The organism is Enterococcus sp. DIV1298c, assembly GCF_017316315.1.
GTDB classification, from domain to species: Bacteria; Bacillota; Bacilli; order Lactobacillales; family Enterococcaceae; genus Enterococcus_B; species Enterococcus_B mangumiae.
This window is the reverse complement of record NZ_JAFLWG010000024.1, coordinates 17,112-31,394: the sequence shown is the minus strand read 5'-3', so window position 1 is coordinate 31,394 and position 14,283 is coordinate 17,112. Positions and strand designations below refer to the sequence as shown.

The 14,283-nt window shown below is 40.7% G+C and carries 10 protein-coding genes; 2 read left to right on the top strand and 8 right to left on the bottom strand.

All coding sequences use genetic code 11. The annotated features are described in order from the left end of the window. Positions 1-132: 132 nt before the first annotated feature. The 7 genes from whiA to uvrB all read right to left on the bottom strand — a co-directional run bounded on the left by whiA (position 133) and on the right by uvrB (position 10,272). Positions 133-1,068, bottom strand: a complete 936-nt coding sequence (gene whiA, locus JZO83_RS06470) for a DNA-binding protein WhiA (protein ID WP_010735234.1) — start codon at positions 1,066-1,068, stop codon at positions 133-135. Positions 1,069-1,102: 34 nt separating this feature from the next. Further along, positions 1,103-2,101, bottom strand: a complete 999-nt coding sequence (locus JZO83_RS06465; RefSeq protein ID WP_206855984.1) for a YvcK family protein — start codon at positions 2,099-2,101, stop codon at positions 1,103-1,105. Further along, the gene (gene rapZ, locus JZO83_RS06460) at positions 2,098-2,982 is read right to left on the bottom strand and encodes an RNase adapter RapZ (RefSeq protein ID WP_010735232.1); all 885 of its coding nucleotides are present in this window, start codon (positions 2,980-2,982) and stop codon (positions 2,098-2,100) included. The genes JZO83_RS06465 and rapZ overlap by 4 nt, the downstream gene beginning before the upstream one ends. A 223-nt stretch (positions 2,983-3,205) precedes the next feature. After that, positions 3,206-3,922: an amino acid racemase gene (locus JZO83_RS06455; protein WP_207115289.1), complete on the bottom strand. Its 717-nt coding sequence runs from the start codon at positions 3,920-3,922 to the stop codon at positions 3,206-3,208. A 3-nt stretch (positions 3,923-3,925) separates the two neighbouring features. Continuing rightward, positions 3,926-5,191: a D-aspartate ligase gene (locus JZO83_RS06450; protein WP_207115328.1), complete on the bottom strand. Its 1,266-nt coding sequence runs from the start codon at positions 5,189-5,191 to the stop codon at positions 3,926-3,928. A gap of 255 nt (positions 5,192-5,446) precedes the next feature. Continuing rightward, a complete protein-coding gene (gene uvrA / locus JZO83_RS06445; RefSeq protein ID WP_207115288.1) occupies positions 5,447-8,266 on the bottom strand; it encodes an excinuclease ABC subunit UvrA in 2,820 nt (939 codons plus the stop codon). 11 nt (positions 8,267-8,277) lie between these two features. After that, a complete protein-coding gene (uvrB, locus tag JZO83_RS06440) occupies positions 8,278-10,272 on the bottom strand; it encodes an excinuclease ABC subunit UvrB (RefSeq protein WP_207115287.1) in 1,995 nt (664 codons plus the stop codon). 293 nt (positions 10,273-10,565) lie between these two features. Between uvrB and JZO83_RS06435 the strand changes: the two genes are divergently transcribed. Both JZO83_RS06435 and JZO83_RS06430 read left to right on the top strand, forming a co-directional pair. Then, positions 10,566-12,059 carry an amino acid ABC transporter substrate-binding protein/permease gene (locus JZO83_RS06435; RefSeq protein WP_207115286.1) on the top strand — a complete coding sequence of 498 codons (1,494 nt, stop codon included), beginning with the start codon at positions 10,566-10,568 and terminating at the stop codon, positions 12,057-12,059. Between the two features lies 1 nt (position 12,060). Continuing rightward, positions 12,061-12,798 carry an amino acid ABC transporter ATP-binding protein gene (locus tag JZO83_RS06430; protein ID WP_206855969.1) on the top strand — a complete coding sequence of 246 codons (738 nt, stop codon included), beginning with the start codon at positions 12,061-12,063 and terminating at the stop codon, positions 12,796-12,798. Positions 12,799-12,918: 120 nt separating this feature from the next. On the opposite strand, the gene dnaJ is transcribed toward JZO83_RS06430, so the two are convergent. After that, positions 12,919-14,085: a molecular chaperone DnaJ gene (gene dnaJ / locus JZO83_RS06425; protein WP_206857188.1), complete on the bottom strand. Its 1,167-nt coding sequence runs from the start codon at positions 14,083-14,085 to the stop codon at positions 12,919-12,921. Positions 14,086-14,283 lie beyond the last annotated feature (198 nt).

The window sequence follows — 14,283 nt, the reverse complement described above, 5'->3', positions numbered from 1 at the left end:
TTAGGAAAAAGAAAAAAAAGCGGCCTGACCACATTGTACAGTGCTTCGATGAAACCTAGAAGCTAAGGACAAATGAGTCAAACCACATTGCGTTTGTATCTATTGATCGAATAAAAAGCAATCCATTTTTTATTAAGATGCTTGTTCTTTTAATTTTTCAGCAAACTCGTTGATTTTACGGATTCGATGATTGATCCCTGATTTTGAGATCGCACCAGATGGGATCATCTCACCTAGTTCTTTCAAGCTGACCTCAGGATGTTGCAAGCGCAATTCTGCGATTTCTTGTAACTTCTCGGGAAGAGCTTGTAACCCTACTCGAGCTTCGATCAACTCGATATTCTCGATTTGCTTTGATGCTGCATCGATGGTTTTATTCAAGTTAGCCGTCTCACAGTTGACTAAACGATTCACTGAATTTCTCATATCACGAACGATCCGCACGTCTTCAAAACGTAGCATCGAATTGGTTGCGCCAATCAGAGTCAAGAAATCCGCAATTTTCTCTGCGCCTTTTAGATAGGAGATATAGCCGTTGCGTCTTTCAAGTGTTCGTGCGTGCAAGCCGTAATAATTCAACATATTACAAATATCCTGATTATGTTGTTCGTAGATCGAATAAATCTCTAAGTGATAGCGACTGGTTTCCGGATTATTGACTGAACCCGAAGCCATAAATGCACCACGCAGATATGAACGCATTTTTTGCGCATTCCCCATGATCTCGTCTGACACATGACCATTGAACATCATACCATCCATGATATCCAAATCCATCAAGACATTTTTCGTTCCTTGCTTCAAGCGAACGATGTAGACGTTGTTCTTTTTCAATTTCATTTTCTTTCGTACGAGTAACTCACTGCGTACTTGATAATGATCTTTTAAAAGTGAGTAGATCCGACGAGCAATTGCGGCATTTTCTGTCTGTACGTTCAAGATGAATTGCTGGTTGACGATGCCAAGCGAACCATTCATACGTAACAATGCGGCTAATTCAGCTTTTGCATGTTCACGATGGACTTCTAAACCAGTCAATTCCTTTTTGACTTCTGCTGCAAAGGACACGTTGTCCACCTCCTTTTGATAAGTTTATTCTTCTTTATTGTTTTGACCCAAAGACTAAGCGGAAAAGTTCTTCAACGACTTTCTCTCCATCATGAAAGACTCCGCCATTTTTCAATTCTAAAAAGTCCGTAGAGATGACTCGACAGTTCTCTTCTCGCAAGCCATTAAAATCATGAGCGACTTGAACAAGGTATTCATCGTAGATTTCTGGATCCATGTAGTCTTCTGGGACTTTTTCTGTGTTCACCAACACTGTATCAATAAAAGGTTGTTCCAAATGTTGATGTAAGACACGGATATGATCCGCATCTGTAAAATGTTCGGTTTCCCCTTTTTGTGTCATGATATTGCAGATATAGACGACCTCTGCTTTAGTTTTGAGCATTGCTTCTCCGACTTCCGGGATTACTAAATTAGGTAAAATACTAGTGAACAAGCTACCTGGTCCTAAGACGACCATATCGGCTTCCATAATCGCCGAAACAACTTTACGTCCAGCTTTCGCTTCACTTTCATCATCTGTATTGCAAACAAATACCCGCTCGATGTTTTTGCGATCAAGCGCGATCTTCGATTCACCGATTGCAGTCGTTCCATCTTTGAACACCGCGTGTAAAGTCAATGGGGTCTCAGAAGATGGATAGATGTGCCCATCTACATGCATCATGCGAGATAAAAGCTGGATGGCTTCATAAGTACTCCCTCTCATTTCAGCGACAGCTGCAATGATCAAATTGCCAATGGTATGATTCGCTAAAAATTGATCTTCTTTTTTGAAGCGGTATTGAAAGATATCTTCATAAAATTGAGGCATATCTGATAATGACACCAAGACATTTCTTAAATCTCCTGGAGGTGCCATTGCAATCGATTTGCGGATCTCGCCACTACTACCGCCATCATCTGCTACGGTCACGATTGCCGTGATATCAGCCCCTTGATTACGCAAACTCTTCAAAATAACAGGTAAGCCTGTACCGCCTCCGACTACAACGATTTTAGGTTTTCGAATTCGGTAAGTTTTCATTTTCATGAGCGATTCACCGTCTCTTTACGCTTGTCTTTGTCACGGTGAGTCACGTTGACTTTATATGTTTCACTAAGCGCTTGAGACAATCTTTCCGTCAAAGCAACCGAGCGATGTTGACCGCCCGTACAGCCGATCGCTACTGTCAAACTGCTTTTTCCTTCTTTGATATATCCAGGCATTACTGTCTTTAATAAATCAAGGAATTTCAAATAAAACAATTCTGTTTCATCAAACGACATTACATAGTCATAAACCGGCTTATCTTTTCCAGTCAATGGTCTTAAATCAGCGATGTAGTGAGGATTTGGTAAAAAACGAACATCCATCACGATATCTGAATCGATCGGTAACCCATATTTGAAACCAAATGACACGAATTCGATACGGAACCCTTGATCATCTTTTGTTTTAAATGTTTGATTGATCTTTTCGCGCAACTGTCGTGGTGTCAAAGTCGTGGTATCGATAATAACAGATGCTTGCGCTTTGATATCATTTAAAATCGCCCGTTCCTTGCGAATCCCTTCCGTCACTAAACCGTCCATCGCCATCGGATGGGTTCTTCTTGTTTCTTTATACCGTGCAACCAATTCTTCGTCAGAAGCATCTAAAAATAAGACAGAAGTATCGATGAAATTTGTATTTTCGATTTCGATCAACATACTTTGGATCTCTTCAAAGAAAGAGCGTGAACGTAAATCCACACCTAGTGCCATTTTTGTGACTTTCCCTGATTCCTTAATTAGTTCCCAAAATTTAGGGATCAATGTTGGGGGCATATTATCGATACAAAAGTACCCCATATCTTCAAAGCTTTGAATCGCCACAGTTTTACCTGCGCCGCTCATTCCTGTAATGATTACTAGTTCTAAATTATCAGCCATCCGTATGGCCTCCTCTCTCGTTCTCCTATAAAATTATATCATCCCGGGCGTATCATTGCTAGCTCGAATTAAATTCTTTTGTTTTTTTATATAAAAATAGGAGGCAAAAGCCAATTCCTTCAAAAAATAAGCGTGGCATCCAAAAATTGAAATGATTTTCGGATTACCGCGCTTATTCGGCTGAACCCATGTGGAACAACTTCAGCCACAACTATTTTTACGATCAATTCGAACGATTCACGCGTTCAGCATGAGCCAGCTCGATCGTTCGATCAGCCAGTATCGACTGTGCATCGATCACTGGATAAGGATTGTCAGATGCAACTTCTTGCATTAGAGACAATTCGGTACATCCTAAAATGATCTTCTCACAATCCAGACGTTCGACTGCTTCTTCTAAAATCTCATAATAGAGTTCTTTATTCAAATGATCAGACTCTTTGATTTCATGATAAATCAAATAATTCACTTTCTCTTGTAGTGCTTGATCAGGGATCACGACTTCAAATCCTAATGCTTTGATCTCTTTTTCATAAACACCAGCAAGAATACTCCCTTGTGTTGCTAAAACAGCCACTTTCCCTGTTGTCTTTTGTCGAACAAGTTCTTTGGCGGCTTCTCGTGGCATATGCAAGATTGGGATCGTTGTCTCTGCTTGCAAGTCATCAAAAAAGTAATGTGCCGTATTGCAAGTCAAAACAATGAAATTCGGTTGTAGTAGATTTTGCTTTTTGATGTCCTCTACTAAATAAGGGACTGGATTTTCTTTTGTTTGATCCAAGATGTAGGCCGTTCGATCAGGAACTGTTGCATGATTAAATAATACATAGTTCAAATAATCCTGATCTTTGGCGGCTTTGACACGATGATTGATCAAGCGGACAAAGCTTTCCGTTGCCATCGTACCCATTCCACCTAAGATACTGAAAAAATTCTCCATGAACTAGCCTTCTTTCGAATGAAAGTATTTTTTAAACCTTGGAATATAGTTTCGGAACATATACGTCATCAATAACCAACGTTTCAATGAGTGGTCTTTGTCATAAAAGACGGTCGTTCCATATCGTCTTTCTTTGATCAATTTCAAAGCCTGTTGTTTTTGTTCGTTTTCTTTCGCATAAGTCATAAAGACTTTTTTTGGTACGCCCAACCATAGTTTCGCTTTGTCTGATTGGTTCGTTCCGTATGTTGTTCCAACGAATGGTTCATGAAAAACACGATCTTCTGTTAAAATACGTGCTAAATTCAGTCCATTTAGCGTCACAAAGAAACTGCTTCTTCCTTGACGAAGATTGATCTCAAATAATTTATATTCGCCATCTCGCGGATCATATTTCATATCGAAATTCGCAAAACCAGTATACTCGATCTTTTCTAGAAACGCTTTGATTGTTTGATAGATTTTCTCGTTGTAATCCGGCATGATCACGACATAGTTTCCGATAGAAGCTGGCGTAGGATCTTCAAGTAATGGATGGCCTAGGCACATCATTCTCACTTGGTGTTGCTCATCGACATACGCATTCAATACACGCATGTGACTATCATCGCCTGGAATAAAATCTTGAGCGATCATTTCGCTTGTATAACCAGCTTCATAGATTCGGCCTAATACCAAATCAAATTCTTCACGATTATCAATAATAAATGCTTTTTTACGTCCTTCAAATTGGACAGATAAATACTCGACACTATTTGCTGGTTTCAACGCTACCGGAAAGTCGAAAGGCAACTCTTGTTCTAAGCGGCCATTGTTCAACATTTCTTTTCGGATGATCAATGTATTTGGGTAAGGCAGTTGATACTCTTCACATACCTCATAAAAGCTTACTTTATTCACCAATCGTTCAAAGAGTGAATAATCGATATAGGGACAGATAAATGTTTCAGAAAGCTCTTCTTTATGCTGAGAAATCAATTCCGCATATCCGTCGCCACAAGCTATCAGTAAATATTTTATATTTTTATCCGTATACTTTTCTTTTGCCAAACGTCGCATCGTCTCAATAAAGACCGGATCTTGATCAAATCCTGGAATCACTTCAACGTTGACGATTTTGCTATAGCGGGTAGGCGCTAGTTGGTTCGACGCATAGGCTTGACATACCTTGCCATAAGCTTCATGAAATGAACGGGCCATCCCATAAACGTTCATATCGCTACCTAATAAAATAGGGATAAATGCTTCTTTTTCATTACTGTTCATAATTATCTCTCACTAACTTAATAATCTCTTGTTTTATATTTACACAAGGAATATCATACCATAAAGAAAAAAGCAATCAAAGGAATCTCCTCCGATTGCTCAATTCTTTTTTGAACGGATTGAACTTATAGGAAGTTTTTATCTATACCAATAAGTGTAGAAAGAACTACCATATAAAGTATTCTAGAATACTCGTGAAAAGAAAACAATACATAAAGCTTTCTTTTAATATTTTTTTAACTATAACAATAACGATTCTTATTTTTGCATGATTTTTTTCAAATAATGACCGGTATAGCTTTCTTTTACTTTCACCAATTCTTCTGGTGTACCAGTTGCTAAAATCGTACCGCCACCTTCGCCACCTTCAGGACCAAGATCGATCAAATGATCAGCGGTTTTGATGACATCCAGATTATGCTCGATGACTAAAACAGTATTACCGGCATCAACTAATCGTTGCAAGACATGTAATAAGCGAGCGATATCGTCTGTATGAAGCCCAGTTGTTGGCTCATCTAGGATATAGAAATTCTTTCCATTCGAAATTTTATGCAGTTCACTCGCAAGCTTCATCCGTTGCGCTTCTCCTCCGGATAAAGTCGTTGCTGGTTGTCCCATCGTGACATACCCTAAGCCGACATCGACGATCGTTTGCAGCTTACGATGGATCTTAGGGATCGGTTGGAAAAATTCAACCGCATCTTCCACTGTCATCTCTAAGATATCCGCAATACTTTTCCCTTTATAATGAACTTCCAATGTTTCCGAATTATAACGTTTCCCATGACAGACTTCACAAGGCACATAAACATCTGGTAAGAAATGCATTTCGATCTTGATGATCCCATCTCCACGACAAGCTTCACAACGTCCGCCTTTTACGTTGAAACTGAAACGTCCTTTTTTATAACCACGCATTTTAGCTTCATTTGTTTGAGCAAACAGGTCACGAATATCATCAAAGACACTTGTATAAGTCGCCGGATTACTTCGTGGTGTCCGTCCGATCGGGCTTTGATCGATATCAATGATCTTTTCGATCCCTTCATAGCCAGAAATCGTTTTGAACTTCCCTGGTTTTGCTGAATTACGGTTGATTTTTTGGGCAAGTGCCTTTTTCAAGATACTGTTGACCAACGTACTCTTACCTGACCCAGAAACACCAGTGACTGCCACAAATTCGCCTAATGGGAACTCAACGGAAATATTTTTCAAGTTGTTTTCTGTAGCACCAGTTATCTTGATTGCTTTGCCTGTACCTTTTCGTCTTGTTTCGGGAACTGGGATCGATTTTTTGCCCGATAGATATTGGCCAGTCAATGAATGCTTATCTTTTGCCACTTGATCTGGCGTTCCAGCAGAAACGATCTCCCCGCCTTGATGCCCAGCCCCAGGACCCACATCGATCAAGTAATCTGCCGCACGCATCGTATCTTCATCATGTTCAACGACAACTAAGGTATTCCCAAGATCACGCATCTTCTTCAATGAACCGATCAAACGATCATTGTCCCGTTGATGCAATCCGATCGAAGGCTCATCCAAGATATAAAGCACGCCAGATAGATTTGAACCAATCTGAGTCGCTAAACGAATGCGTTGCGCTTCCCCACCTGATAAGGTTCCTGAAGCACGACTAAGTGTCAAATAATCAAGGCCCACATTTTCTAAAAATGACAGACGATCATTGACTTCTTTTAAAATTGGTCGAGCAATGACTTTTTCTTGCTCTGACAATGTCAGATTTTCAAAAAATTCAACGGCATGTTGGATCGACAACTCATTTGTCTGACCGATGTTCGTGCCATTGATTTGCACGGATAAAGCTTGCGGATTCAAACGATATCCGTCACATGTCTTACAAGTCAATTCTGTCATATAAAGACGCATTTGTTCTCTTGTAAAATCGCTGTTCGTATCGTGGTAACGGCGCTTGATGTTCGTCATCACACCTTCAAATGATGTTTCAACATCTCTGACCCCACCAAAATCATTTTCGTAGTGAAAATGGAATGGCTCTGATGTGCCGTTCAACACGATTTCTTGATGTTCCAAAGGAAGATCTTCAAATGGCGTATCCATATCGATTCCATAACTTTCACACGCTTGTGCCAACATTTGTGGATAATATTGCGAGCTGATCGGATTCCAAGGAATGATCGCTCCTTCATTCAACGTTTTGTTTTTATCTGGGATGACTAGATCGATATCGACTTCTAATTTGACACCCAATCCATCACAATCCGGACAAGCTCCAAATGGCGCATTGAATGAAAATAAACGCGGCTCTAACTCTCCGACTGTAAATCCACAATAAGGACATGCATAGTGTTCACTAAAGAGCATTTCTTCTTCACCGATCACATCGATCAGTACGTAGCCATCCGCTAAACGAAGAGCCGCTTCGATCGAATCGAACAAACGAGAGCGTACGCCTTCTTTCACGACGATCCGGTCAATCACGATCGCAATGTCGTGCTTTTTATTTTTTTCTAATTCGGGCGCTTCACTAACGTCATACGTTTCGCCATCGACCCGAACACGGACATACCCTTCTTTTTGGATACGTTCAAAGACTTTTTTGTGTTGTCCTTTTTTCTTAACGACGATTGGCGCTAATATTTGGATCTTCGTTCGATCAGGAAGATCCAACACTTGATCCGCCATTTGATCAACAGATTGACTAGTGATCTCGATATGGTCATTGGGACAGATCGGATGACCAACTCTGGCAAATAATAAACGCAAATAATCATTGATCTCTGTGACTGTTCCAACAGTTGAACGAGGATTCTTGCTTGTCGTTTTTTGATCGATCGAAATCGCTGGACTGAGGCCATCAATGCTATCGACATCAGGTTTGTCCATTTGACCTAAAAATTGACGCGCATAGGCAGATAAACTTTCCACATACCGTCTTTGCCCTTCTGCATACAATGTGTCAAAAGCAAGTGAACTTTTTCCTGAACCGGATAATCCGGTGACGACCACGAACTTATCTCGTGGAATCGTCACATCGATATTCTTCAAATTATGCGCCCTTGCGCCATGAATAATAATTTTGTCGTTAGCCATATGACTTCCTCCTACTCAGATGCTTTTAGTTCAAGAATCATATCACGCACATTGGCTGCGGTCTCGAAATCCAAAGCTTTCGCTGCATCTTTCATTTCTTTTTCTAACTTCATCAATAATGTTGCTTTTTCTTCTCTTGTCATTTCTTCATAAGAGACTTGAACCGTTTCTTTCGCATCATCTTCTGATTCCTTCGTGATCGAGATCAAGTCGCGAATCTCTTTGATGATCGTTTTCGGAACGATCCCGTGTTCTTCATTGTATTGTTGTTGGATGCTGCGACGTCTTGACGTTTCATCCATAGCTAGACGCATGGAATCCGTCACTTTGTCCGCATACATAATTACTTTACCTTCTGCATTACGTGCAGCACGTCCAATTGTTTGGACTAATGAGCGTTCGCTTCGTAAGAAACCTTCTTTATCTGCATCCAAGATCGCGACTAATGAAACTTCAGGGACATCTAACCCTTCACGTAATAAGTTGATACCGACTAAGACATCAAATTCACCTAAACGAAGATCACGAATGATCTCTGTCCGTTCCAGAGTCTTGATATCACTATGCAGATATTTCACTTTGATCCCTAACTCTTTGAAGTAATCCGTCAAATCTTCTGACATTTTTTTCGTCAATGTAGTCACGAATACCCGTTGGTCTTTTTCCACTCGTTCATTGATCTCACCAACTAAGTCATCGATCTGACCCATGATCGGTCGCACTTCAATCACTGGATCTAGTAATCCAGTTGGTCGAATGATTTGTTGGATCACCGTATCTGTTTGTTCATATTCGTATGGCCCAGGTGTCGCAGAGACGTAGACGATTTGATTGACATGCTGCTCAAATTCTTCCAGACGTAACGGACGATTATCTAGTGCAGACGGTAAACGGAAACCATAGTCTACAAGCATTTGTTTTCTCGCTCTGTCTCCATTATACATCCCACGGATCTGCGGCATCGTCACATGGGACTCGTCAATGACCATCAACGCGTCCTCAGGGAAGAAATCTAATAACGTATAAGGCGGTTCGCCTTCTTTACGTCCATCCATATGTCGAGAATAATTTTCGATCCCAGAGGTATAACCCATCTCTAACATCATCTCAATGTCATAATTCGTTCGCTGTTCTAAACGTTGTGCTTCTAATAACTTGTTTTCATTACGTAGGACGGTCAAACGTTGCTCAAGCTCTGCTTTGATGTTTGCGACCGCATGTTCCATATGATCGTCATCCGTCACAAAGTGAGTTGCCGGGAATATGGCTACATGTTCAGTTTCACCTAACACTTCCCCAGTCAAGGCATTCACTTCTCGAATCCGTTCCACTTCATCCCCAAAAAACTCAACGCGCAACGCACGTTCATCTCTTGAAGCTGGAAAGATCTCCACGACATCACCGCGCACTCGAAAACGACCGCGCTGAAAATCAATATCATTTCGTTCAAATTGGATGCTGACCAAATCTCGTATCAATTGATTACGATCCATCTCCGCCCCTTGTCTGATCGACACCACTTGTTTTTGGTATTCAAAAGGTGAACCTAAACCAAAAATACAAGAGACTGAGGCAATCACGATCACATCATTTCGTTCTAATAAAGAACTGGTGGCAGAGTGACGCAATTTATCGATTTCATCATTGACACTTGAATCCTTTTCAATGTACGTATCACTTGAAGGAACGTAGGCTTCTGGTTGATAATAATCATAATAAGAAACAAAGTATTCGACCGCATTGTTTGGAAAGAACTCTTTGAATTCTCCATATAATTGCCCAGCTAACGTCTTATTATGTGCAATGATCAAAGTCGGTTTATTGACTTTTTCGATCAGATTAGAAATCGTATAGGTTTTCCCTGTTCCGGTCGCCCCTAGTAAAATCTGTGCTTTTTTACCATCATTTATCCCTTCGACCAATTGGTTGATCGCTTCTGGTTGATCTCCAGCAGGTTGGTATTTCGACACCAACTCAAAATGGCGGGAGGTATCTCTTTCAATCATTCTTCGTCCTCCTTTTCATTCATTCCTTCTCTCTTTTCAACAAAAAAGAAAAGGAAAGCAAAGGCATTCCTTGTTTCTCTATTATACCACGGCGAACATACTTTCGCCAATTGAAAGTTTCAGATCTTATTGTAAATCTACCTCGCAAGGTTCGTGTTAGATTTTATTACATAGCATGTAACAAATCGCTACTTTTTTGAATTATTTTTTGTCGGAATCTTGTGTTAAGAATATCTTTTCGCCTATAATGTATTAATGTTGGAAATTATCGAAATTTTTATAGGAGGTTATTTATGAAAAAAAGAAACATGTTACAGACATTCCTTTTCATAATGACAGGACTTGTTACATTCGCACTGTACACACCTGTGCAAGCTGACGAGACGCAATCAACGACATCAAGTAGCGAGACGATGGAAAAAATAGAACCTAAAAAAGACGTTTACGTTATCGCAAGTGATTCAGCCTTTGCACCATTTGAATTCCAAAATGCAGATGGTGAATATGTAGGAATCGACGTCAGCTTGATGGAAGCTATCTCAGAAATGCACGGCTTCAATATTCGTATGGACTTCCGTGGTTTCTCTGCTGCACTACAAGCATTGGAATCTGGACAAGCGGATGGGATGATTGCAGGGATGACGATTACAGATGAACGTAAAAAAACGTTTGATTTTTCAGATCCTTACTTCCAAAGTGGCATCCAAATCGCAGTCAAAAAAGGCAATACTTCAATCAATTCTTATGAAGACTTAGAAGGAAAAACAGTCGGTGCAAAAGTTGGGACCGAAAGTGCAGACTTCTTAGTCGCAAATCAAGATAAATATGGCTACGAAATCAAATATTTCGATGCCGCAGATCAGTTATACGATAGTTTAAGAGTCGGCGCAATCGATGCCATGATGGACGACTACCCAGTAATCGGTTATGCCATCAAAAATGGGCAAGAGTTAGAAACACCGATTGAAAGAGAAACTGGCGGCTCTTATGGTTTCGCAGTGAAAAAAGGCGAAAACCCTGAATTATTACAAATGTTCAACGAAGGATTAAAAGAACTAAAACGCACTGGCCAATACGACGAGATCATCAATGAATTCATCTCGACAGACGACAGCGAAGAAGCGCCAGCTGTTGATGAATCAACATTGACTGGCTTGATCCAAAATAACTATAAAGCATTATTAAAAGGGTTATGGCAAACGATCCTATTAACATTGATCTCATTTGCCTTGGCTTTAGTCGTCGGTGTGATCTTCGGACTATTCAGCGTGTCACCAGTCCGTGCATTGCGAACAGTTGCCAGCATCTATGTAGATATCATTCGCGGTGTTCCGATGATGGTACTTGCCTTCTTCATCTTTTTCGGTTTACCAAGTATCGTTGGATTTACGATTCCTGACTTTATCGCCGGGATCATTACATTGACCCTAAATGCGAGTGCTTATATCGCAGAGATCGTACGTGGCGGGATCAACGCAGTCCCTACTGGACAGATGGAAGCTTCACGAAGCTTAGGTCTCTCTTATAACCGCACGATGCAAAAAATCATTTTACCGCAAGCATTCAAAATCATGATCCCATCATTCGTCAACCAATTCGTTATCTCATTGAAAGATACGACGATCATCTCAGCGATCGGTGTGGTCGAATTGTTACAAACTGGACGGATCATTGTTGCTCGTACTACACAAAGTACGTATGTCTACTTGATCATCGCAGTGATGTACTTGATTTTGATCACTGCATTGACAAAATTAGCGAAAGTTTTAGAAAAGAAGGTGAAATAAGATGACAGAAAAAATCTTAGTCGAACATCTTGTAAAAAAATACGGAGACAACACAGTCTTAAATGACATCAACGTATCAATCAACGAAGGCGATGTCGTCTGCGTGATTGGCCCCTCCGGTTCAGGAAAGAGTACTTTTTTACGCTGTTTGAATCGCTTAGAAGATCCGACATCTGGTGATATTATCATCGATGGTGCTCATTTGATGGATAAAAACACAGACATCAACTTAGTGAGACAACACATCGGTATGGTGTTCCAGCATTTCAATCTTTTCCCGCACCTTTCTGTTTTGGAAAACATCATTTTGGCACCTATGGACTTGAAGAAGTTGTCACGTGATGAAGCAGAGAAAAAAGCAATCAAATTACTTGAAACTGTTGGTTTGGAAGATAAAAAAGATATGTACCCAGATAACTTATCTGGCGGACAAAAACAACGTGTTGCCATCGCTCGTGCGTTAGCAATGAACCCTGACATCATGTTGTTTGATGAACCTACTTCAGCCTTGGACCCAGAAATGGTCGGCGATGTGCTGAACGTAATGAAAAAATTAGCCAAACAAGGCATGACAATGGTCATCGTAACCCACGAAATGGGCTTTGCAAAAGAAGTCGCTAACCGCGTGATGTTCATTGATGGCGGAAACTTCCTTGAAGACGGCACACCACAACAAATCTTTGAAAATCCGCAAAACGAACGGACGAAAGACTTTTTGGATAAGGTGTTGGATATCTAAAATAATTTTCTTTAACCCCCTTATGGATGTTAGCTATTACATCCATAAGGGCTTTTTTTACTTTCTAACCAAACAAAAAGGACAGGCACCTAAGCGCCTATCCTTTCATCTCATACATATTTATTTACGCTTTTTTCCACCAAAAGCATCTTTTACCTTATCAAAAAAACCATCTTCTTGTTGCTCTTGAACATGCATGCCGCCAGCCTTAGCAAATGCTCGTAAGGCGTCACGTTGTTCCTCATTGAGGTTCTTAGGTGTAATCAATTTCACGCGTACATGTTGATCGCCAGTTGATCCGCCACGCAATCGTGGGGCTCCTTTGCCACGTAAGCGGAAGTTCGTTCCCGTTTGCGTACCCGCAGGGATCTTCAATTTGACATCCCCATGCACAGTTGGTACTTGGACTTCATCGCCTAGCGCCGCTTGCACGAAGCTTAATGGCAATTCGTAATAGATCTCTGAACCATCACGATCAAAGATATCACTTTCTTCTACTCGGAAGACTACATACAGATCGCCAAACGGTCCACCATTTTCACCCGCTTCACCTTGACCAGCTAAACGCATTTGTTGTCCTTCTTCCACACCGGCTGGTACATTGACTTTGACCGTATGTGCTTTTTTCTCATGACCAGAGCCATGACAAGTCGGACATGGTTCTTTGATTTCTTTTCCAGTACCACGACAAACATCACAAGTTTGACGGCTCATCACACGACCAAGCGGTGTTTGACGTTCCACATTGATCGTACCTGAACCATGACATTTATGACAAGTCGTCGGTTGTGTTCCTGGTTTTGCACCATTCCCACTACATGTATGACAAATCTCTTCACGATTGTATTTGATTTCTTTTTCAATACCAAATATTGCTTCTTCAAATGATAAATTGATCGTATATTGAAGATCCGCTCCTTGTCGAGGGGCATTAGGATCAACTGATCTTCCGCCACCGCCGAAAAATGAATCAAAAATATCTTCAAATCCACCGAAGCCAGCGCCTCCACCAGAGAAGCCGCCAAAACCACCAAATCCGCCACCGCCTGCGCCGTAATTCGGATCAGTTCCGGCATGTCCGTATTGATCGTAAGCTGCACGTTTTTGCGGATCACTTAAAATCTCATAAGCCTCTGAAACTTCTTTGAATTTTTCATCAGCATCCGGCTCTTTATTGATATCTGGATGGTATTTCTTTGATAACTTTCGATATGCTTTTTTAATTTCGTCTTCTGAAGCTCCCTTTGACAGCCCCAAGACTTCATAATAATCACGTTTTGTTGCCATAGGCTTTCCTCCTATTGGTTCTCTTCATTTCCACGTCGTTTGTTATCATATCACACTTTGATCGAAACAAAAACCGGAAATTTTGAAGTATCGACTAAAGAAGAAAAAATCGATCATTGATTTCTATGGCATGAAGAAAAGAAAGTATTTCTCTCCTTGATCCAAAGAAAATCCACAACTGATGACTTATTCCTTTAC

Coding starts and splice junctions, on each gene's coding strand:
- JZO83_RS06465 (WP_206855984.1), bottom strand. CDS start 2,101: ATGAAAATGAAAACTTACCGAATTCGAAAACCTAAAATCGTTGTAGTC.
- rapZ (WP_010735232.1), bottom strand. CDS start 2,982: ATGGCTGATAATTTAGAACTAGTAATCATTACAGGAATGAGCGGCGCA.
- JZO83_RS06455 (WP_207115289.1), bottom strand. CDS start 3,922: ATGGAGAATTTTTTCAGTATCTTAGGTGGAATGGGTACGATGGCAACG.
- uvrA (WP_207115288.1), bottom strand. CDS start 8,266: ATGGCTAACGACAAAATTATTATTCATGGCGCAAGGGCGCATAATTTG.
- uvrB (WP_207115287.1), bottom strand. CDS start 10,272: ATGATTGAAAGAGATACCTCCCGCCATTTTGAGTTGGTGTCGAAATAC.
- JZO83_RS06435 (WP_207115286.1), top strand. CDS start 10,566: ATGAAAAAAAGAAACATGTTACAGACATTCCTTTTCATAATGACAGGA.
- JZO83_RS06430 (WP_206855969.1), top strand. CDS start 12,061: ATGACAGAAAAAATCTTAGTCGAACATCTTGTAAAAAAATACGGAGAC.
- dnaJ (WP_206857188.1), bottom strand. CDS start 14,085: ATGGCAACAAAACGTGATTATTATGAAGTCTTGGGGCTGTCAAAGGGA.